This is a genomic window from Nitrospiraceae bacterium (assembly GCA_021373015.1).
In the GTDB taxonomy this organism is placed as follows: domain Bacteria; phylum Nitrospirota; class Thermodesulfovibrionia; order Thermodesulfovibrionales; family UBA1546; genus JAJFTJ01.
Genome location: JAJFTJ010000007.1, coordinates 57,641 through 78,044 on the forward strand (window position 1 = coordinate 57,641; position 20,404 = coordinate 78,044).

General features: G+C 39.1%; 20 protein-coding genes. 3 read left to right on the top strand and 17 right to left on the bottom strand.

The annotated features are described in order from the left end of the window. Positions 1–44 precede the first annotated feature (44 nt). Entirely contained in the window at positions 45–845 is an 801-nt protein-coding gene (locus LLF28_04240; protein MCE5194654.1) for an RNA methyltransferase, read from the top strand. On the opposite strand, the gene LLF28_04245 is transcribed toward LLF28_04240, so the two are convergent. Genes LLF28_04245 through LLF28_04275 form a run of 7 tightly spaced genes read right to left on the bottom strand, consistent with a single transcriptional unit; the run spans position 846 to position 6,664 of the window. Continuing rightward, positions 846–1,259, bottom strand: a complete 414-nt coding sequence (locus tag LLF28_04245) for a F0F1 ATP synthase subunit epsilon (GenBank protein MCE5194655.1) — start codon at positions 1,257–1,259, stop codon at positions 846–848. It abuts the gene before it with no gap. Continuing rightward, a complete protein-coding gene (atpD, locus tag LLF28_04250; GenBank protein MCE5194656.1) occupies positions 1,259–2,683 on the bottom strand; it encodes a F0F1 ATP synthase subunit beta in 1,425 nt (474 codons plus the stop codon). The genes LLF28_04245 and atpD overlap by 1 nt, the downstream gene beginning before the upstream one ends. Before the next feature lie 57 nt (positions 2,684–2,740). After that, positions 2,741–3,607, bottom strand: coding sequence for an ATP synthase F1 subunit gamma (atpG, locus tag LLF28_04255; protein MCE5194657.1), 867 nt, complete (start codon positions 3,605–3,607; stop codon positions 2,741–2,743). After that, on the bottom strand, positions 3,608–5,116 hold the full coding sequence (gene atpA / locus LLF28_04260) for a F0F1 ATP synthase subunit alpha (protein ID MCE5194658.1): 1,509 nt from the start codon (positions 5,114–5,116) through the stop codon (positions 3,608–3,610). It abuts the gene before it with no gap. A gap of 5 nt (positions 5,117–5,121) precedes the next feature. Then, positions 5,122–5,661, bottom strand: coding sequence for an ATP synthase F1 subunit delta (gene atpH / locus LLF28_04265; GenBank protein ID MCE5194659.1), 540 nt, complete (start codon positions 5,659–5,661; stop codon positions 5,122–5,124). Next, positions 5,658–6,248 carry an ATP synthase F0 subunit B gene (locus LLF28_04270; GenBank protein MCE5194660.1) on the bottom strand — a complete coding sequence of 197 codons (591 nt, stop codon included), beginning with the start codon at positions 6,246–6,248 and terminating at the stop codon, positions 5,658–5,660. The genes atpH and LLF28_04270 overlap by 4 nt, the downstream gene beginning before the upstream one ends. Next, the gene (locus LLF28_04275; protein ID MCE5194661.1) at positions 6,245–6,664 is read right to left on the bottom strand and encodes an ATP synthase F0 subunit B; all 420 of its coding nucleotides are present in this window, start codon (positions 6,662–6,664) and stop codon (positions 6,245–6,247) included. The genes LLF28_04270 and LLF28_04275 overlap by 4 nt, the downstream gene beginning before the upstream one ends. 125 nt (positions 6,665–6,789) lie before the next feature. On the opposite strand from LLF28_04275, the gene bioF reads away from it, so the two are divergent. Together bioF and galT are read left to right on the top strand one after the other, a co-directional pair. Then, positions 6,790–7,932 carry an 8-amino-7-oxononanoate synthase gene (bioF, locus tag LLF28_04280; protein ID MCE5194662.1) on the top strand — a complete coding sequence of 381 codons (1,143 nt, stop codon included), beginning with the start codon at positions 6,790–6,792 and terminating at the stop codon, positions 7,930–7,932. 12 nt (positions 7,933–7,944) lie between these two features. After that, positions 7,945–8,937 (top strand): galactose-1-phosphate uridylyltransferase, encoded by a 993-nt coding sequence (gene galT / locus LLF28_04285; protein MCE5194663.1) that lies wholly within the window; start codon positions 7,945–7,947, stop codon positions 8,935–8,937. On the opposite strand, the gene LLF28_04290 is transcribed toward galT, so the two are convergent. From LLF28_04290 to LLF28_04335, 10 genes are all read right to left on the bottom strand, one after another. Beyond that, the gene (locus tag LLF28_04290; protein ID MCE5194664.1) at positions 8,934–9,698 is read right to left on the bottom strand and encodes an AAA family ATPase; all 765 of its coding nucleotides are present in this window, start codon (positions 9,696–9,698) and stop codon (positions 8,934–8,936) included. The genes galT and LLF28_04290 overlap by 4 nt on opposite strands. Positions 9,699–9,725: 27 nt before the next feature. After that, a complete protein-coding gene (locus tag LLF28_04295; GenBank protein MCE5194665.1) occupies positions 9,726–11,888 on the bottom strand; it encodes a DNA internalization-related competence protein ComEC/Rec2 in 2,163 nt (720 codons plus the stop codon). Positions 11,889–12,053: 165 nt separating this feature from the next. Then, positions 12,054–13,406, bottom strand: a complete 1,353-nt coding sequence (glmM, locus tag LLF28_04300) for a phosphoglucosamine mutase (GenBank protein MCE5194666.1) — start codon at positions 13,404–13,406, stop codon at positions 12,054–12,056. 6 nt (positions 13,407–13,412) lie between these two features. Further along, entirely contained in the window at positions 13,413–14,057 is a 645-nt protein-coding gene (locus LLF28_04305; protein ID MCE5194667.1) for a hypothetical protein, read from the bottom strand. Next, positions 14,054–14,821: a diadenylate cyclase CdaA gene (cdaA, locus tag LLF28_04310; protein MCE5194668.1), complete on the bottom strand. Its 768-nt coding sequence runs from the start codon at positions 14,819–14,821 to the stop codon at positions 14,054–14,056. Before cdaA ends, LLF28_04305 begins: the two co-directional genes overlap by 4 nt. A 4-nt stretch (positions 14,822–14,825) precedes the next feature. Continuing rightward, a complete protein-coding gene (locus tag LLF28_04315; GenBank protein ID MCE5194669.1) occupies positions 14,826–15,326 on the bottom strand; it encodes a deaminase in 501 nt (166 codons plus the stop codon). 21 nt (positions 15,327–15,347) lie between these two features. Continuing rightward, positions 15,348–16,046, bottom strand: coding sequence for an FHA domain-containing protein (locus LLF28_04320; protein ID MCE5194670.1), 699 nt, complete (start codon positions 16,044–16,046; stop codon positions 15,348–15,350). Then, entirely contained in the window at positions 16,039–16,857 is an 819-nt protein-coding gene (locus LLF28_04325) for a Stp1/IreP family PP2C-type Ser/Thr phosphatase (protein ID MCE5194671.1), read from the bottom strand. The genes LLF28_04320 and LLF28_04325 overlap by 8 nt, the downstream gene beginning before the upstream one ends. Further along, entirely contained in the window at positions 16,854–19,340 is a 2,487-nt protein-coding gene (locus LLF28_04330; protein MCE5194672.1) for a serine/threonine-protein kinase, read from the bottom strand. The genes LLF28_04325 and LLF28_04330 overlap by 4 nt, the downstream gene beginning before the upstream one ends. A gap of 171 nt (positions 19,341–19,511) precedes the next feature. Beyond that, a complete protein-coding gene (locus LLF28_04335) occupies positions 19,512–20,396 on the bottom strand; it encodes a hypothetical protein (protein MCE5194673.1) in 885 nt (294 codons plus the stop codon). Positions 20,397–20,404: the final 8 nt, after the last annotated feature.

Genomic DNA, 20,404 nt, shown 5'->3' on the forward strand with positions numbered 1-20,404 from the left:
AAAAAGTAGAAAGTGAATACCGATTTCTGCTAAAGTTATAAATGATGAATTATGCAAAGATTTCCAGCGCAGTTAATCAAAAAATCAAAGAAATCATCGATATAAAAAACAAGAGAGGGAAATATAAAGGCAATGCCTTTATTCTTGACGGTCCTCATCTTATTGAGATGGCTCTTGCCTCTGGTACAAAGATCAGCAGGGTTTTGATTACAGAAAAGTTTGCATCAAAAAAAGAGGGAAGGGCTGTTTTGACTTTACTGAAAAATAAAGCTGAAATTTTTGAGGTTGAAGAACGCATAATTGCAAAGATAGCTGACACAGAAACTCCGCAGGGCATATTAGCAGTCGCATCATATCCTAGTGTGAGACTTTCAGACATAAAATTTAAATCAGATCCGTTTTTGATAATTATAGATAACATTCAGGAACCAGGGAATCTTGGCGCGATAATCAGGACTGCTGATGCTGCCGGAGCAGATGCAGTGATTATTTTAAAAGGCACATGTGATATATTTATGCAGAAAACACTGCGTGCAACCGCAGGAAGCATATTCAATATTCAGGTTGTCAGCTCAAGCACAGATGAGGTCATTAAATGGCTGAAAGCAAATAATATAACCCTTATATCTACAGCAGCGGATGCACAGCTCTCGATATTCGATGCAGATATTAAAAAAGCCTCTGCATTTGTATTCGGGAATGAGGCCCATGGCATAAGCGCAGAAATACAAAAGAATGCCGACCTTGTTTTGAGTATCCCGATTATGGGAAAAGCGGAAAGCCTGAATGTTGCCGTTTGTGCTGCTATATGTTTATATGAAGCAGTAAGACAGAAAACAAGATAATTATTTTGGAGTTTTCACCTTTGAAATGTTAACTCCTGTTACTGCTCTTTCAAGGGCAGCTTCAGCCTTGTGTGCATCGCAAGTCTCGCATTTTCTGAATCTTTCTTCAGCTTCTTTCATTGCAGCCCTTGCCTTTTCAATATCGCTTTCTTCTGAAAGCTCTGCTCTATCGGCAAGAATAACGATTTTATCAGAACTTACTTCTGCATATCCCCAGTTCACAAAAAAGAATTTATAATCCTTTCCTACTCTGCCTGAGACCATTCCTATTTTTATTGTGGTTATAAATGGTGCATGTCCCGGAAGGACTCCAAATTCTCCTTCAGAGCCGCTTGCAGTTACCTCGTCTACTTTTCCGCTGTAGACGAGGCCCTGAGGTGTAACTATTTCAAGTAAAAGCTTTTCTTCAGCCATTATATCTGCCTCGACCAGCCAAGCTTCTTTGCATTCTCTTCTGCTTCTTCAATGGTGCCTGTCATATAGAATGCCTGTTCCGGCATGTCATCATATTTGCCATCAGCTATTGCCTTGAAGCCTTTTATTGTGTCAGCAACTTTTACGTATTTCCCTTGTCTTCCAGTAAACACTTCTGCAACATGGAAAGGCTGGCTTAAGAATCTTTGTATTTTCCTGGCCCTTGAAACAGTAAGCTTGTCATCTTCTGAAAGTTCTTCCATACCAAGGATTGCAATGATGTCCTGAAGCTCTTTGTATCTCTGAAGAGTCATCTGGACTTTTCTTGCAACCGCATAGTGTTCATCACCGATAACCTTAGGATCAAGAATACGTGATGTTGAATCGAGCGGATCAACAGCAGGATAAATACCAAGCTCTGATATCTGTCTTGAAAGAACAACTGTTCCGTCAAGATGTGTAAATGCCGTTGCAACAGCAGGGTCTGTAAGGTCGTCTGCAGGGACATATATAGCCTGCATTGATGTAATAGCGCCTTTCTTTGTTGTTGTGATTCTTTCCTGTAGAATACCCATGTCAGTTCCGAGAGTAGGCTGGTAACCAACAGCTGAAGGCATTCTACCAAGCAGCGCTGAGAGCTCTGAACCGGCAAGTGTATATCTGAATATATTGTCGATAAAGATCAAAACGTCCTGCCCCTCGTCTCTGAAGTACTCTGCACATGTAAGCGCTGAAAGTGCAACTCTAGCCCTTGCTCCAGGCGGTTCATTCATCTGACCGTAAATAAGCGCAACTTTTTCTAGAACGCCGGAATGTTTCATTTCGTTATAAAGATCATTACCTTCTCTTGTTCTTTCACCAACACCTGCAAAAACAGAAACACCGCCGTGTTTCATTGCGATGTTGTGGATCATTTCCATGATAACAACAGTTTTTCCAACACCTGCGCCGCCAAACATTCCCATCTTGCCGCCTCTTACGAATGGTACTAGCAGGTCAAATACTTTAACTCCTGTCTCAAAAACCTGTGTAACAGGTTCCTGTTCAACAAATTCAGGGGCGGATCTGTGTATAGGCCATTTTACATCTGATTTTATAGGTCCTAATTTATCGATGCCATCCCCGATAACATTCATTATTCTTCCAAGCGCAGCCTTGCCAACAGGAACGCTTATCGGATTTCCTGTGTCAGTAGCAGCCATTCCTCTTACAAGTCCGTCAGTTGAGGACATTGCAACAGTTCTTACCTTGTTATCTCCGAGGTGGGATGCGACTTCGAGTGTAACCTTGATATCAGGAAGCCCCTTTGAAGAGTCTCCTTTCTGCTCGACTACAATAGCGTTTAGGATCTCCGGCAGTTTCTCTTCAAACTCTAAATCGACAACTGCACCGATAACCTGTGAAATTTTGCCTACATTGCTCATTGTTAACCCCCAAATTTATACATAAATTATTTTTTAAAATTAATAAGATTTTTCATTTTATCCTTTAAGAGCTTCAACGCCTCCGACAATATCCATAAGTTCTGTTGTGATAGAAGTCTGTCTGGCCTTGTTGTACTGCAGGGTAAGGCTGTCTATCATGTCATTGGCGCTTTTTGTTGCATTTTCCATTGCAGTCATTCTTGCTGCCTCTTCAGAGCCTTGTGACTCAAGCAGCGCGCTGAATATCTGTATCTCGACGTTTTTAGGAAGCAGATCATCGAATAACTCTTCTTTATTTGGCTCATAGATAAAATTGGATACCGGCTGAACCTCTGCTGTTGTTTCTAAAGGAGCCATAGGCAAGAGTCTTGGTGTAACAGTCTCTTGGGCTATGACTGATTTGAATTCATTGTATATAAGTATGACTTCATCCACTGCCTCGCTCACATAATTTTCAATTATGTTTATTGAAATCTCCTGAGCATTGGTAAATGCAACGCTTCCTGCAATATTCCATGATTTTCTTAGCTGGATATTTCTTCTTTTGTAATATTCATAAGCCTTTCTTCCTATTGTGCTTATGGTTACCTCTATCCCCTTTTGTTTAAGCTCTGCTATTTGCTTTACTGCATTCTTTAGAATATTAGAGTTAAAAGCGCCGCAAAGACCTCTGTCACTTGTAAAAACTACAACTTCAACCTTTTTTACTGGTCTTGTTACAAGTAAAGGATGAGTCTCAGCCTCTACGCTGTTTGCAAGGCTTGAAATGACGGCATTCATTCTGGTGGCATAAGGTCTCATTTCAATTAGTCTCTCATGAGCTCTTCTGAACTTTGCAGCAGAAACCATCTTCATAGCACGTGTTATCTGCTTAGTGCTGTGAACAGCCTTTATCCTTCTTTTGATATCTCTTAATGTTGCCATTTATGCCTTGAACCCAACCTTAAAATGATTGATTGCCTCTGTTAGCCTTGCCTTGAGGTTGTCGTCAATTGTTTTTTTCTCTTTCAGATCTTTCTTTATGTCAGCTTTTTGGTCTCTCATGTAAACGAGAAGTTCGGTCTCAAATTCTTTTACAGCTTCAACAGCTATATCATCAAGGAAGCCTTGTGTTCCAGCAAAAAGAACTATTACCTGTTCTTCCATTGACATAGGAGCATATTGTCCCTGTTTCAGGAGCTCGCTGAGTCTCTTGCCTCTTTCTATCTGCGCAAGCGTTGCCTTATCAAGATCGCTTCCGAACTGTGCAAATGCAGCGAGTTCTCTGAACTGAGCAAGCTCAAGTCTTATTGTTCCTGCAACCTGTTTCATAGCTTTTGTCTGCGCAGCTCCGCCAACACGGCTGACTGAAAGACCCACGTTAACAGCAGGTCTTACTCCAGCATAGAAAAGCTCTCCCTCGAGGTATATCTGACCATCTGTGATTGAGATAACGTTTGTTGGAATATAACCCGACACGTCACCTGCCTGTGTCTCGATTATAGGCAGCGCTGTGAGTGAACCTCCGCCAAGCTCTTTCGAGAGTTTGGCAGCTCTTTCCAGAAGTCTTGAGTGTAAGTAGAAAACATCGCCGGGGAATGCTTCACGTCCAGGCGGTCTTCTGAGAAGAAGCGACAGTTGTCTGTAAGCAGTTGCCTGTTTTGAAAGGTCATCATATATTATTAAAGCGTGTTTGCCTTTATCCCTGAAATATTCACCTATGGCACATCCTGTATATGGAGCAATATACTGAAGAGGTGCAGGTTCGCTTGCAGTAGCTGAAACTATGATCGTATGCTCCAGTGCTCCGTGTTCTTCAAGGGTCTTCATAACACGTGCAACGTTTGCGCGTTTCTGGCCTACTGCAACATATATGCATACAACATCTTCGCCTTTTTGATTTATGATTGCATCTATAGCAATTGCTGTCTTTCCTGTCTGACGGTCGCCGATAATAAGCTCTCTCTGTCCTCTTCCGATTGGGATCATTGAGTCGATCGCCTTAAGTCCTGTCTGGAGAGGCTCTCCAACAGGCTGTCTGTCAATAATACCAGGGGCGACAACATCAACCATTTTTCTGTCCTTTGTAACAACAGGACCTTTTCCGTCAATGGGCTGGCCTATTGCATTTACAACCCTGCCTTTCATATTATCGCCTACTGGCACAGACATGATCCTGCCTGTGCGCTTTACAACATCGCCTTCTTTAATTAAAGAGTCATCACCAAAAAGAACCGCACCGACAGTATCTTCTTCAAGGTTAAGCGCCATGCCCATGACGCCGCTAGGGAACTCAAGAAGCTCTGACGCCATACACTTCTCAAGGCCGTAAACCCTTGCGATACCGTCGCCTACAGCGATGACAGTTCCTATTTCACTTACATCTACTTTTTTTTCAAAATCAGAAATCTGTTTTTTTAAAAGTTCACTAATCTCATCAACCTTAATCTGCATCTCCATCACCCCTTTATAAGCTCATCTTTTAAAAGCCTAAGCTGGCCTTTTATGCTTGTATCATACATAGTGCTTCCGACCTTGACGAGAATTCCACCAATAAGCGTGGGGTCAAGTACAAAGTCCATGTCCACGTCTTTGTTTGTAAGTTTCTTAAGCGCCTCAGAGAGCCTGCTCTCATGGGTCCTATCAATTTTCATTGGAGTTATTACAACTGCCTTGGCCTTGTGTTTCTTTTCAAGATATATGTTTGTAGTCATCCTGATAATCTCAGGAAGGCTAGTAATCGTCATGTTATTAGAAAGATATGTCACGAATTTAATTGTATAATCTGAGAATCCTGCTATTTTTCCTAACTGTTTAAGGACTTTTTCCTTTTCTCCTGAAGTAAACTGGGGACCCATGAGAAGTCCTTTTAGCTTTTTACTTTTGTTCATAAGGCTGGTTACTGCTGTCAGTTCATCTATATATGTAATTGCATCTTCGATGCCGACCATATTCAGAAACATCTTGGAATATTTTTTTGCCTGCTTGTTGTGTTTCATTTTTTATCCTCTATTTCCTTGATTGACTCTTCAAGAAAAGCTGAAAGCTCCTTACTGCTTATCTTGTCTTTGAGCTTTTTTCCTGCAAGCTCCATTGCTATGTCGACAGCTTCAGCTTTTATCGCTGCCTTTGCTTCTCTGAGTTCATATTCTATGTTAACTTTTGTCTGCTCGAGTATTTTTTCTCTGAGATGTTTGATTTCCTCTATTATCTTTATTTTTTCTTCTTCGCCGTGCTTTTTTGCTGATGAAATGATCTCTTCTATCTCTTTATCCTTTGTCCTGTATCTTTTTTCGACCTCAGCAAGCGATTTTTCAGCAAGTTCTTTAGCCTCTTTTGCTTCCCTCAAAGTCCTTTCTATGAGTTCTGTTCTGTTTTTTAAGGATCCTTTAATATCTGCTTTTTTAATAAGAAGAACCAGTAAAGCCACGAGTATGCTGAAATTGATTACCTTCCACAGGTATTCTTTCCATAATGGAGTGTGTTCAGTTTCTCCGCCTGAGGCGAAGGCAAGTCCTGCAGTAAGCAGAGTAAAAAAACAGAATGTAATAAAAATGAAATTTCTAATATTTATTTTTGATTTCATGCTTTTATCAATTTCCTTACGATTTCATCTGAGAATTTATCAACATCGACCCTAAGCGCCTGTTTTGCCTTTTCAGCTTCGGCTTTTAGTTCTGCTCTTGCTTTTTGTAAAATTTCTGCTGCCTCGTTTTCAGCCTTGGAAAATAATTTTTTATGTTCGATCAAACCTTCTTCTTTAAGCGACTCAAAAATTTTCATTGCCTTGTGTCTTGCATCAGACAATTCCTTGTTTAGCTTAAGAGATTTTTGTTCTTGTTTTTGCGCCAGATTTTTTGCGTCAGTCATCGAGCTTTTTATCGTTTTCTCTCTTTCCTTAAAGAGATTGAGAATAGGCTTGAACAGCAGTTTATTTAAAATCCATATAAGGAAGAGAAAATTTGCAAGCAGAACAAAAAACCAATAATTAAACTCTAACATTTTTTCCCCTTTGAAGGTTGAGTGTAAAAAATAAAGCAATCGACTTTATCATAGAGAGATTCGCTTTGTCAATATAGATAATGTGCAATATAAGCCTATAAAAAAAGATAATAGGAGATTTGTTCTTGTATAATATTTTCATGTTCGTAAAAATGCTTGATTTTATTAAAAAACAGAAACTTTTCAGACAGATAAGAGACATAGATTCTTCTCAGGGTTCACATGTAAAAATAAACGGCAGGGAATATATAAATTTTTCATCAAATGATTATCTTGGCCTTTCAAGCAATAAAACTCTTATAAATGCTGCTGAACAGGCCTTCAAAAAATATGGTTTTGGGTCAGGCGCATCAAGACTTCTTTCTGGCGGGACCAGTATTTTCGGAGAACTTGAAAAGAAGATCGCTGAATTCAAATCAACTCAGGCAGCGCTTGTTTTTAACTCAGGATATGCAGCAAACATCGGGATTATCCCTGCGATTGCAGATGAAAAAGACATAATATTCAGCGATGAATTTAATCATGCAAGCATTGTTGACGGATGCAGGTTGAGCAGGGCAGATAAATATATATATAAACATAAGGATATCTATGAACTCGAAAATGCTCTTAAAAAATCCGATGCAGTAAAAAAAATTGTTGTTACAGATTCCATATTCAGCATGGACGGTGATATAGCCCCGATATCTGATATGTATAATATATGTAAGAAAAACAATGCCATCCTTTATATTGATGATGCGCATGCAACCGGTGTTCTTGGAAAAGGCAGAGGATCTCTGGCACATTTTAATCTCAAACCGGATTCATGGATTATACAGATGGGCACTTTTTCTAAGGCATTGGGTTCATTCGGAGCTTTTGCAGCCGCGAATAATGAGGTGATCGACTGGCTAATCAACAGAGCAAGAAGCTTTGTTTTTTCAACAGCATTGCCCTCATGCGTTATAGGCGCTTCTATTGCAGCGCTCGAAACAATACAGAAAGAACCCGAGAGAATCAGCATGCTCTGGGCTAACAGAGATATGGCTGCAAAAGAGATTGAATCGCTTGGTTATGATATCTCAGATAGTGAGACGCCGATAATCCCTCTAAAATTTGATAATGTTGATGATGCGCTTCAAAAATCGAAGCTTTTTTTTGATAATGGCATACTCGCTCCTGCTATAAGACCGCCCACAGTCAAAAAGCCTATTATAAGAATAACAATTACTGCGGCCCATAGCAGCGAAGATATTGAGGCTCTAAAAAAAATTCTGTCTTTATGATATCCTTTTTATATGCCTGAACTAAGACTTAACCTTATAACAAGAGAATGGGTGATCATAGCCACTGAGAGGGCAAAAAGGCCTGATGAATTCAGATCTAAAAAAGACAAAAAAATTCTTCCTGAGTTTTCAAAAACCTGTCCGTTTTGTCCTGGCAACGAGAGCAGGACTCCAGAAAAAGTCATGCAGATAGCTTCTGACGGAAGATGGAAGGTAAGGGTAACCCCCAATAAATTTCCTGCGCTCAGCATTGACGGCGAGAAAACAAGAATAAATAATTCTCTTAAACATCTTGTCACAGGAGTAGGCAGACATGAAGTTGTAATCGAATCCCCGCTTCATAATATGACGCCTGCATTAATGCCGATAGAGGATTTATCAGATGTTGTTAGAGCTTATAAAATGCGTTTTATGGATATATATAATGACCCCAGAATTGAACATGTAATAATCTTTAAAAATAATGGATATAACGCAGGAACATCAATTGAACACACGCATTCCCAGATTGTCGGCACTCCTGTTACGCCTCTTCAGGTCAGAGACAGGCTGTATGAAACAGTAAAATATTTTGATAACACAGGCGAATGCCTGATGTGCGCAACAGCGAAAAACGAGCTTGAAGATAACAAAAGAGTAGTGCTTGATACAAAACATTTTATTTCATTCATTCCATACGCTGCGCTTTCTCCGTTTCACACATGGATCTTTCCAAAACAACACAATGCATGTTTTGGTGATATAAATGATGATGAAATAAAAGATCTCGCATATCATTTGAAAACCATGCTTGCAAAGTTTTACTATGGACTGGAGAATCCTGATTACAATTATGTAATCAGATCTGAAAGCCCCAAGGAAAGCGGTTCTGAATATTATCACTGGTATCTTAGTATTGTTCCAAGAGTCAGCCAGGTTGCTGGTTTTGAGCTGGGTTCGGGAATGTATATAAATACAGCCCTTCCTGAAGACAGCGCAGAGTTTTTAAGGAATATAAAGTATTAAACCTTTAAGCCTTCGAACACTTCAAAAGCTGTTTTAACAGCAGATGAGTCTTCAGTAAGTTCTGTGATTGGCTTCCCCTGCAGGTCGTATTCAAAAACCTTTTGGTCTTGCGGAATAATTCCCGCAACATCGAGTCCGAGTGATTCGCCGAGTTTTTTGAGATCCTTACCTTCATTGCTTGTCACTCTATTAATAATAAGAACGTGTTTTTCAACATCAAGGTTTAGTTCTTTGACAAGGTCTGAGATTCTCTTCGCTGTCTTTATCCCCCTTACGCTTGGATCGCTTACTATGAAAAGCAGATTTACTTTGTGCGTTGTCCTTCTGCTTAAGTGTTCCATCCCGGCCTCATTGTCGATCACAACATAAGAATAGGTCTCAGAAAGTTTGTCTGTGTATTTTCTTATTATATTATTCGCTGCACAGTAGCACCCTGGTCCTTCAGGCCTTCCCATGACCATAAGATCAAAACCCTTTGCCTCTATCACTGACTGCTGGACCTGATAATCAAAAAGCTGCTCCATTGACATGCCGCCCGGTCTCTCTCCTCCGCTTCTGACAGTCTGAAGGGATTCTTCACGGAGGCCTCCTATCGTGGCGTGTATATTTACGCCTAATGCTTCATTAAGGCATGCGTTGCTGTCAGCATCAACAGCCAACACAGATTTTTTCTTTTTTTCGACTATATACTTGACTGCAAGCGCAGCAATGCTTGTCTTTCCTGTTCCGCCTTTTCCTGCAACTGCTATTACAAAAGCCATATTCTCCTATGGATTAATTTTTCTATTCTACCACAATGTAAAAAGTGCTCTAATGTTTTTTATCTCGCCGCTGAAAGTTTTAGTTTTCTCAAACTGAAAATCCTTATATGTCTTAACCTCAAGCTGATCATCTCTTGCAGTTATCTTTACGGCTCCGTTTCTGTCTGTTCTTAGAATTTTTACAGCGCTCAGTTTCTCGACCATTTCCTGATGAGGATGACCGAATGAATTATCTCTTCCTGCGCTTATCACAGCAATTTCAGGCGAAACTGCATTAAGAAAAACATCTGAAGCAGATGTCCTGCTGCCGTGGTGCGGAATTTTTATCACGCTGCTTTTTATCCATTTATCGAGATGCGCGATGTCTTCTTCTGCTTCTTCTTCGACATCACCAGTAAAGATAAAAGATTTGTTTTTTCCTGCAATCCTGATCACGAGCGAACTGTTGTTTTCTTCGTTATATTCGTCACCGTTTAATGTGTAAAATTCCTTATAAGGGTGGAGAACAAAAATAAAATATCCCTTGCTTTTGTACACATCACCTCTCTGGAGTGTTTTGTGCGTTATGTCTTCTAAAATTTCTTCAGTATAGGAAAACCTGCCATTATCCCATATCTCTTTAATCGAAAAATTTCCAGCCAGGTAATTAATGCCTCCAATATGATCAGGATGAGGATGTGTAAGAACAAGCACGTCAATTGTTTTCCTCCCTTTGTATTTAAGGAATGAAGCTGTTTCTTTTCCTGTCCTGCCTGAATCCATGACAATTATTTTGTTATCAGGAAGCGTTATCACAGATGAATCGCCCTGACCTACATCAAGATATGTGACACTGACTCCGCTGCTTTTATTGAGAGTTGATATTAATACGAAGACAATTAATATGACTGAAGGGATTATAAGCGCATATTTATTTTTCTTTACAAAATAGAATACGGCCCCGGCATAGAATAAGATTACAAGAAAAACAGGGAATGCAGGAATAGCTATGTTAGTAAAAGGTATGCTCCCTGATTTAAGAACAAGATAAACAGTAAAATCAGCTAACATTCTGTTTAAATCAGTGAAAATGTAATGTTCTGTTATGAGGAATGAGAATCCTGATATTAGGGATATCGGCAGTAGAACAAAACCGATAAAAGGAGTTATGAACAGATTTGTTGCAGGCGAGATTATAGAAAAATAATGAAAGTGATACGCAACCAGCGAAGCAGTGCCAAGTGATGCAGCAAGGGTGATAAAAACAGTATTTTTGATAATTTCTTTTATGGAACTTTTAGTTTTTATATTCTCATACTCATGCTCTATAAAAAATCCTATGAATAAAACGGCAATAAATGAAAGCTGAAAAGAAAGAGTTAAAACAGAATCTGGCTGCCATAGCATTATGACAACTGCCGCAAATAGCAAAGAATTCAACCAGAATCCTTTTCTTCCTATGAGAAGACCTGCAAGAAAAAGACTGATCATGATAAAGGAGCGCAGAGCTGGAGTGCTTGTCCCTGATATGCCGAGATATGCAATCATAAATGGAAGACAAAGAAGCGCTGATAACTGGGAGGGGGCAAGATAAACAGTAATCCTCTGCAAAAACCTATGGGGAAGCAGGTTTATCAAGAATCTGAAGATGCCAAATAAAAAGACAGAAAAAAGTCCAAAATGTGTCCCTGACACGCTTAATATGTGAGTAAGTCCTGTTGAGTTGAATGCCTGCTTGAGTTCTTCACTCATGCCAGTTCTCTGCCCTGTTGTTATTGAGGCAATCAACGCACCTGAATCGGGTTTAAAATTTTCATATATGTATTTGTTGAGCTTGCCCCTTGATTTTTGAAGCGATGACCATATAGATATACTTTTAGTAGTATCAGGATATTCGATGATATTTATCAGTCTTGCATATAGATTTTCATTTTTTATCATTCCCGGGTTCAGTCTTGTATTGTCTCTGTTTGTTTTTATCAGCAGTTTATAATTTTTACCTACTTCGAATTCATCTTCAGAAATTAAATTTATACTTATTGAATTTGTCTCAAATTTCTGGATGAATTCTTCAGAATCAACTGAATATGGGGAGAGATTTCTGACAGGCTCTGATATAAAAACTCCTGATGCGATAAATTCTTTTCCACTTATGCCTTGCATGTCAATCTCAGGCGAGTATCTGAAAAATGCATATATTATTCCGAACATCAGAAAAGGTACTAAGAGATATTTCTTTTTATAAACGAGCAGGACTGCTGCTGATATTGTTATGAGACTTGCTGTATAGGGGAAATAGAGAAAGATATAGAACAGGACAACTCCGGCAATAAATAAAAGGAAAAAGGGCATTGTATTTTTAAAATTAAATGGCCATCAATCATCAACCATTTTCTTTTTGATAACCTTTGATATTTCTGCTGCAAGCTCTTTTATAAGATGTTTGTCCCTGCCTTCTACCATGACTCTTATTTTTGGTTCTGTTCCTGACGGTCTGACAAGAATCCTTCCTTTGTTACAGAGTTTCCCTTCGGCATTTTTTATCGCTGCCTCGATCTCAGGGATTGTTCTTATGTCTTTTCTTTTTTCAACTTCCACATTCATCAATATCTGTGGATAAAGCTTGATCTCCGATACAAGTTTTGATAAAGGTTCGCCTCTGTTTACCATCACGTAAAGAAGCTGTAATGCTGTTATAGGGCCGTCTCCTGTTGTGTTATAGTCAGAAAAAATTATATGGCCTGACTGCTCTCCTCCAAAGTTATATCCGTCTGCACGCATTTTTTCAGCAACAAATCTGTCTCCAACCTTAGTGCGTATAAATTTTATGTTTTTTTTCATTAAATAATGCTCAACGCCCAGATTACTCATCACAGTGGAGACAACAGTATCTCCTTTGAGCTTACTTTCTTCTTTCAATTCAACAGCGCATATGCCCATAATCTGGTCGCCATCAATGATATTTCCTTTTTCATCGCAGAACATTGCCCTGTCTGCATCGCCGTCATGAGCTATACCAACATCTGCTTTGTGTTCTCTTACTGCTTTCTGCAATCCTTCAAGGTGCATTGCGCCGCAGTCCTCATTTATATTTATTCCATCAGGTCTGTCATTTATAACAACAACTTCTGCCCCGAGTTCGCGCAGTACCCACGGTGTTACCTTGTAGGCTGCGCCGTTTGCGCAGTCTACAACAGCTTTGATGCCTTCAAGCGTAACACCCCTTGGTATTGTTGCTTTTATGTATTCAATGTATCTTCCTGTTGCATCATCAAGCCTGAATGCTTTTCCAATATGATCCCCTGATGTTCTTTTTTCTCCAAGCTTATCATCTATAACCATCTCTTCTATTTTTCTTTCGAGTTCATCATCTAGCTTGAATCCGTCAGATGAGAAGAATTTTATCCCGTTATCTGTGTAAGGATTGTGTGACGCTGATATTACAATGCCTGCGTCAAGTCTTAATGCCCTTGTGAGAAATGCAATGCCGGGAGTAGGAATAGGGCCGACCAGAGTTACATTCATTCCCATTGAGCAGATGCCTGATGTTAGCGCGCTCTCTATCATATAGCCCGAGAGTCTTGTATCTTTTCCTATCAATACAGTATTTCTGCTGTGTTCTTTTTTAAGAACCTTTGCAGCAGCCATTCCGATCTTGAGAACATTCTCAGGAGTCATAGGATGTTTATTGACTCTGCCTCTTATTCCGTCTGTACCGAATAATTTCATCTTGTTTTATTTTTTCCTTTCCTTTAAAACAATCTTTATACGGACATCCTGCTTTACTCTTATGTTTCTACCATTGGTTTCAAGCCTGATCTCCTTAGTAAATGTCCTGCTTGAGCCGGTAATATCAACAGGTTCTGTCCTGATGGATGTCATGCCATTTATCTCTGAACTAACACCTTCTATAGTAACTTCTTTAGGCGAGACCTCTATTGATTTCACAATAAATTTTGGATCAGGGGTTCCTGTTACAACAGGTATTACAAGAACTTTTGCAGTTGCAGTCTCTTCGATATCAATTGTTATGGACGAAGGGCTTATGCTTAATACATGCATTGTAGAAGGAAGTTTAACATCGTCTTTGTTTATAAAATAAGCGCTTCTTCCTTTTTTGGCTTTTCCTAAATCTATATAAACGTTTATATCAGCTGGTTTTGCATTTTTTAGAAATATTTCCTGCCCTCTTATAGTCAGGCTCACTGATTTTGTATTTTGCTTTACGCACTCAAGTCCCTGTGGTATGTTCTTCAATTCGATAGGCACATCAATTGCAATCTCTGATTGCCCCTTTGATACAACAAAGAACCATAGGATTATTGCCATGCTGACAGCCAGTATCTTTAGTCCGAGATTTTCTATAAAGATTTTTTTCATTTTGCTTTCTTCTTTGTTGTTGTAAACAAATCTGTAAGCGCAGTTCTCAATGTTGCCATATTAAAATTAGTCTGAAGCTTTCCTTCTGTTGCAACTGATATGTTCCCTGTTTCCTCAGAAACAATAATCACAACAGCATCTGTTTCCTCTGTTACGCCAAGTGCTGCCCTGTGCCTTGTGCCCATTGTTTTTTCAGCTTCTGTTTTCAATGCTATTGGCAGAAAACAGCCTGCAGCGAGAATCCTGTTACCATTGATTACTACCGCACCGTCGTGTATCGGAGAACTGGGATGAAATATGCTCAATAGTATCTCTTTTGTAACTTTTGCATCCAGGGGCGTTCCTATTTCAACAAAATCTCCAAGACTTGTATCGCGTTCTATTGCAATCAAGGCTCCAACTTTTCTATTTGCAAGAGCAACAGCAGCCTTGACTATTTCTTCAAGTGATTTTAATTCTTCAGCAGATGTGAATGAATGTATGAACGAAGCCTTGCCCATCTGTGCAAGCGCCCGTCTTATTTCGGGTTGGAATAAGACTATCAATGCAATTACAATCTGAGCCCAGAAACTCTGAATCAACCAATCTATTGTATACATGCCTACTGCGCTTGACAGCAGAGACGCAAGCAGCAGCACGCCCAGACCAATCAGCATCTGCACTGCTTTTGTACCTTTTATAAATAAAAGCAGACGATAAATCAGGATAGACACTATAAGTATGTCTAAAATATCCTGCCATCTTATCTGTCTTAACATTTCCATTTTGTTATACTCGTTTTTTGAGCCATTTCTTTGGATTGATTATATGATGTCTGCCATTGCCGTCCGAATAAACAACCTTTGCTATCTTTGCGTTGAGTATCATCCTCTTGCACATCATGCAGGGTTCTGATATGCATTCTGAACCGTGGTCTTCAGCTCCTGATACATATATTGTTGCCCCGTTTAATTCATGGACTGATGCACGGATGATTGAATTTGCCTCGGCATGAACACTATGGCATAGCTCATATCTTTCGCCATGCGGTATCTGCAGCTTTTTCCTTGTGCATTTACCTGCTTCCATGCAGTCTTTCATTCCAGCGGGCGCACCGTTGTATCCGGTGCTGACTATAATATTGTCTTTTGTTATTACAGCGCCGTACTTTCTTCTTAGACATGTAGCCCTTGATGAAACAGCTTTAGCAATATTAATAAAATACTCGTCCCAGCTTGGGCGCTTGCATTTAACGGATTTTTCTTTTGCTTTTCTCTTTGTTTTAGGCATAATCTTCAGATGATTTTTATATCAGTCCTTTAAATAAAATTGCAGCTTGATATTCCCGCTCTCAACTATGTCGCCGTCTTTTAACTCATAGCGTCCTTCAACCTTCTGGCCATTGATCTTAATTTTCCTCTCGCTTTCAGAAGGAGCTATAAAATATCCTGTTTTTGTTTTATTAACCAGAGCTGCAATTTTAGGGGCAAAAAACCCTTTTAATCTTATGCCTGCAGTTTCGTCTTTTCCTATTACAGTCAGCCTGTCTTTCAGCTCATATTCGGTTTTATCAGCAGAGCCTTCGATCACAGAAAAACAACCGAGTTTTTCCCCTATCTCTTTTCCTGTTTTTTCGTCTGTCTTGTGTTTTGATATGTCAATTACCATTGTTGCATCAAGCGACGGTTTTTTAGTTATCACTGTTTTGTCCTCATCTTTTGACTCAGGACAACTGAATACAAGCGTGTGCTTGCCTATAGTGATAACATCATTATTCTTAAGAAGAACCTTGTCTATTTTATTGCTATTGACAAATGTTCCGTTAGTGCTGTTTTGGTCCTCAATGAAAATCTCGCCTGATTCTTTTATCAGCTTTGCGTGAAAATTTGAAACAATAGGATTATCGATATAAATGTCGTTATTAGGATTTCTGCCGATAGTGGTAATTTCCTTATCAATAGGCATTTCTTTCATAACTGCTTCTTTAAACTTGACTGTAATCTTAGCCATATTTAACCATCCTATTTATGAAATTTTTTAAAATATCAGAAAACCGGCTGCCGCTTATATAAACAATCACAACAGATATATTATCCTTACCGCCATTTTTATTTGCAATATCAATAAGCCTTCTGCATGCAAGATCAGGATTCGAAGACAATCTGACTGTTGAAAGAATTATATTGTCAGGGACCATTGCAGTCAATCCGTCGGTGCAGAGAAGTATGCTGTCATTGTTCATGAGAGTTATCTCAGCAATGTCCATATCAACAGAAGCAGCCCTTCCCAGAGATCTGGTTATGATATTTTTAAAATTAGATTCGCCTGCGTCTTTTTCAGTTATTAATCCCTTTTTCAGCTGTTCTGATATCAAGGAATGGTCGTCAGTCAACTGTTCGATATTATTCCCGCGTATTAAATATGCCCTGCTGTCTCCAACGTGCGCAATGCTCAATCTATTTTCCTTGATAAGTGCAGCGGCGATAGTTGTTCCCATTCCGCGCCATGGATCGTTTTTCTGTGCTGCTTCATAAATAGATGAATTGGCCAGTCTTATTGCAGATGCAAGTTTGCTTGCTGCCTCAGAATACATATCACTTTTTTCTTCCGTGGACTTTTCGGGGTTGTCTTCTGATTTTGAGATATAGTCCCTTATTATGTCTATTGCCATTCTGCTTGCGATCTCGCCTGCGGAAAAACCTCCGATCCCATCAGCAACAGCAAATAGACCTGATTTTTCTTCAACGCAGAAAAAATCTTCGTTGTTTGCTCTTACAATACCTTTGTCTGTCTGTCCGCTTGCCAGGTATCGCAATTTCAACTCAGATTTTCCATGCATTTACTGATATCAGATGCAATATCTCTTCCTCTTTGATATCTCATATCAACATCTTTTTCGAGCATCATGTTAATGAGAGGAACACAGCAGCCGGGTATATCCTGTGCGAGTTCTCTTACTTGCGGATGCTGAGTATTTGCAATATTGAACATTAGAGTTGCAATACTGTCTCCGGTAAAAGGTTTTGCAGATGAGACAAGCTCAAAGAACACGACTCCAAGAGAGAAAAGGTCAGAGCGTCCGTCGACTTTTTTACCCAAGACCTGCTCAGGAGACATATAACTTGGAGTGCCAAGCACTACACCTGTCTGTGTTTTTGATGATGCTATGACCCTTGCTATGCCAAAATCAGTTATCTTTACATCTCCTGTTTTAAGAAGCATGATGTTTGCGGGTTTTATATCTCTGTGTACAATGCCTTTGCTGTGAGCATAATCAAGCCCTTCTGCTACCGAACCGACGATCTTGAGGATTTCCTTAACAGGCAGTCTGTTATTTTTTGAGGCAAAGCTGGTCAGATCTTTTCCTTCCAAAAGTTCCATTGCAACATATGCAACATCATGATCCTCTCCAGCATCATAAATTGTTACTATGTTTGGATGTGAGAGTGTGCCAGCTGACTCTGCTTCTCTGAAAAATCTCTTTTTAGCCTCTGCCAGCTCGGCAGGATCTATTTCGTCAAATCGTATTGTCTTTATTGCAACAAGTCTGTTTATCTTTGGATCTTTGCCCAGAAACACAGTGCCCATTGCTCCGCGACCCAGTTTTTTTTGTATCTCGTATCTGCCTAGAGTTGGTTTTATTGGAGAGTCTTCAACCAGTATTGTGGCTTCTTTTTTTGAGCTGGTGGTTCCGAATATCATCGTCTCTCCGGCAACCTTCAGTCTTTTGATCCTTTCTTTTATGTCCTTGAAATTACCTGTTTTAAGAATGTGTTCATAAACAGCAGCAGCTTTGTTGAACATTCTTTTGCGTTCAAAATCCAGTCCAAGATTGTATAAAAGTTCCCTGACAGATTCATCTTCGATAGGACATTTTCTGAATTTTTCGAATGCAAGATCCAGCATACCCTGTCCTTGAAATGACAGCCCCAGCATCTTATTTGTTTCTACGCTGTCAGCCTCAACGCGCTCCTTGAGTTCTTCTGTCAGCAGATAGCGCTTAGACATAATGATTGTATACCCCAGCGCGAGGAAAACTGTAGGGATAAACATATTCAGCCATAATCCTTGGGAAGTGAAAAGATAGATTGCAGCGCTGTTCCATGCAATTAACAGCAATAATGAGATTATTGCGCTTACCCCTGCCTTAAGTTTTGGGATGATGAAAGAAAGAAAAATTCCGAAGAATACGATAATCCCGAACTCTGCAAGATCAGCCCATCCCGGACGAGAAATAAAATTATTATTAAGAAGATTTTCTATTACATTTGCCTCTATCTCAACAGTCGGCAGTGTATTGTCGACCGGTGTCACGGCAAGAGTTGCAATCCCTGTAGCAGTGTGGCCGACCAAAACAATCTTATTTTTAAAAGCATCAGGCGGGACTTTATTATTTATTGCATCCACAAAGGAAAAATAAGGGAATGTGTTGAATTTCCCGTTGTAGCTGATGAGCATTCTCTGTTTTTCATCGGTTGGGATGGTGATTTTCCCCAAACTCATGCCATCAAATATTTTTGCATCATGGACATTCAGATCAAGATATTTTATGACTGTCTGTAATGCAAATGAGGGATAAATCCTTCCTTTATAATTTATGAAAAGAGCTTCCCTCCTTATGGTTCCATCTCTGTCAGCAAGAAGGTTAATATGTCCAAGAGCGAGTGCGCCTGATACATATTCCTGTATTGGCGCAGATACTTCAGCTGCATTTATATACAATAAGTTTTGTGTTGTTTCAGAAGAATTTTTTTTAAGATACTCCGGTACATCAGAGTCAGTACCGCCGCTCTGTTCTCCAATCGTAAAGAAGAGTGGGAGGATGACTTTTTTTGAAGATGCGATCGAGGCAGACAGTATCGCATCATTATTAAGGCGTCTCTCTGCGTCAGACAGGGAATTGTAGAAGCGCATTAACTGCTGATTTTTCTGGAATCTGGGAATGCTCTCTATTTCTTCTCTTAATGCCTTTATCTCGATCAGCCCGGAATTCCTGTCAGGCTCAGTGTAAAGAACATTTACTCCGATCACCTTTGCGCCATATTCAGTGAGCATGTCGATCATTCCTGCCATGTAAGCCCTTGGCCATGGCCAGCGTCCTATGCTTGCTATGCTTGTTTCATCTATAGCAACTATCACAACAGGCGCGGATGCTTTTTTCTGGCGAAATATTGACCGTAAATCATATGTTGTATATTCAAGTGTCTGCAATGGATGCCATTCATTAGAAAAGGCAAAGAGTATGAGTATGGTGAGTAAAATTCCGATCAGCCAGTCAGGAAATATATTTTTTATACGGTTCATGCTAGATTTTATCAGTTACAAAAATCAAATTCAATTAGATAAGCTTGTTAATATATATGAGATATTTTTTGATATGCTCCCAAAAAGTTACAGAATTAATGTCGTTGCGACTCGTGCCTAGAGCTAGTACAACCGCATCTTCTTTGCGATTTTCAATAACTAGCGATATAACTATTGCTTCAAATCCTCCAGTAGGATATCTGCGCACTGTTTAGCAATTCCCTTATCATATTGAGCATTAATCTCATTGATTACAGCATTTTTTATGTTTGTAGATGTTTTTATGTCGCCAGACTCATATTTCTTTTTCAACTCTAAAAGCTTTTTGCTGATTGAATTGTAAATTCCTTGATTTTTTATAAAACCAAGAATGTAACAACTTTCCCATTCATTGTTTAGATTTACAGGACTTACTACCTTTCTGATTTTGTTCTCAGACAGATTTGTATAGTTATAAAAAATTTCAATAGTCTGTGTATTATTTGGAGTGATTATTAGATTTTTATTAAATTCATCAACTGTACAAAGTACATTTGTAAGTTCCGTCTGATCTGTACCAAAGGAATAGCAAAAATCTAAAATGGCATTCTTATCTGGAACTATAAAAATTTCATACTTGCCGTCTTTAGCTTTATTTAAACCAAATGAGTATCCAGACGAAATAAATACATTTTCACCACTTACCTTATTTCTACAATATAAAGCATTATTTACAGAATATCCTCCATTAATATCTGAGGGCAAAATAACTTTTCTCTCAAAATATTCAAAATTTGATGTACATTCTTGATCTGGCTCAGGATAATCAAAAGGCTTATCTCTAAGAAGTGATTTTCTGAAAGTCCCCATCCATATTTTTTTAGTTTCATCCCAACCAAGTATTTCTCCGTCTGGAGTTTTAACATAAAATTTAAATGAAGGGTGTGAAAAATCACTACTTCTATAATCATAGACCCTAAAACTAAAACCTCTTAGTGTTTCCATTACATTGTTGTCTATGGCAAAACAGTTACTAACCATAATAAATATCACAAAAGATAAAATTATAATTCTCATTTTATATC

What these genes read in the sequence shown, in the direction of transcription:
- LLF28_04240 (MCE5194654.1), top strand. Translation starts at nt 45, where the DNA reads ATGAATTATGCAAAGATTTCCAGCGCAGTTAATCAAAAAATCAAAGAA.
- LLF28_04245 (MCE5194655.1), bottom strand. Translation starts at nt 1,259, where the DNA reads ATGGCTGAAGAAAAGCTTTTACTTGAAATAGTTACACCTCAGGGCCTC.
- atpD (MCE5194656.1), bottom strand. Translation starts at nt 2,683, where the DNA reads ATGAGCAATGTAGGCAAAATTTCACAGGTTATCGGTGCAGTTGTCGAT.
- atpG (MCE5194657.1), bottom strand. Translation starts at nt 3,607, where the DNA reads ATGGCAACATTAAGAGATATCAAAAGAAGGATAAAGGCTGTTCACAGC.
- atpA (MCE5194658.1), bottom strand. Translation starts at nt 5,116, where the DNA reads ATGCAGATTAAGGTTGATGAGATTAGTGAACTTTTAAAAAAACAGATT.
- atpH (MCE5194659.1), bottom strand. Translation starts at nt 5,661, where the DNA reads ATGAAACACAACAAGCAGGCAAAAAAATATTCCAAGATGTTTCTGAAT.
- LLF28_04270 (MCE5194660.1), bottom strand. Translation starts at nt 6,248, where the DNA reads ATGAAATCAAAAATAAATATTAGAAATTTCATTTTTATTACATTCTGT.
- LLF28_04275 (MCE5194661.1), bottom strand. Translation starts at nt 6,664, where the DNA reads ATGTTAGAGTTTAATTATTGGTTTTTTGTTCTGCTTGCAAATTTTCTC.
- galT (MCE5194663.1), top strand. Translation starts at nt 7,945, where the DNA reads ATGCCTGAACTAAGACTTAACCTTATAACAAGAGAATGGGTGATCATA.
- LLF28_04290 (MCE5194664.1), bottom strand. Translation starts at nt 9,698, where the DNA reads ATGGCTTTTGTAATAGCAGTTGCAGGAAAAGGCGGAACAGGAAAGACA.
- LLF28_04295 (MCE5194665.1), bottom strand. Translation starts at nt 11,888, where the DNA reads ATGTTCGGAATAATATATGCATTTTTCAGATACTCGCCTGAGATTGAC.
- glmM (MCE5194666.1), bottom strand. Translation starts at nt 13,406, where the DNA reads ATGAAATTATTCGGTACAGACGGAATAAGAGGCAGAGTCAATAAACAT.
- LLF28_04305 (MCE5194667.1), bottom strand. Translation starts at nt 14,057, where the DNA reads ATGAAAAAAATCTTTATAGAAAATCTCGGACTAAAGATACTGGCTGTC.
- cdaA (MCE5194668.1), bottom strand. Translation starts at nt 14,821, where the DNA reads ATGGAAATGTTAAGACAGATAAGATGGCAGGATATTTTAGACATACTT.
- LLF28_04315 (MCE5194669.1), bottom strand. Translation starts at nt 15,326, where the DNA reads ATGCCTAAAACAAAGAGAAAAGCAAAAGAAAAATCCGTTAAATGCAAG.
- LLF28_04320 (MCE5194670.1), bottom strand. Translation starts at nt 16,046, where the DNA reads ATGGCTAAGATTACAGTCAAGTTTAAAGAAGCAGTTATGAAAGAAATG.
- LLF28_04330 (MCE5194672.1), bottom strand. Translation starts at nt 19,340, where the DNA reads ATGAACCGTATAAAAAATATATTTCCTGACTGGCTGATCGGAATTTTA.
- LLF28_04335 (MCE5194673.1), bottom strand. Translation starts at nt 20,396, where the DNA reads ATGAGAATTATAATTTTATCTTTTGTGATATTTATTATGGTTAGTAAC.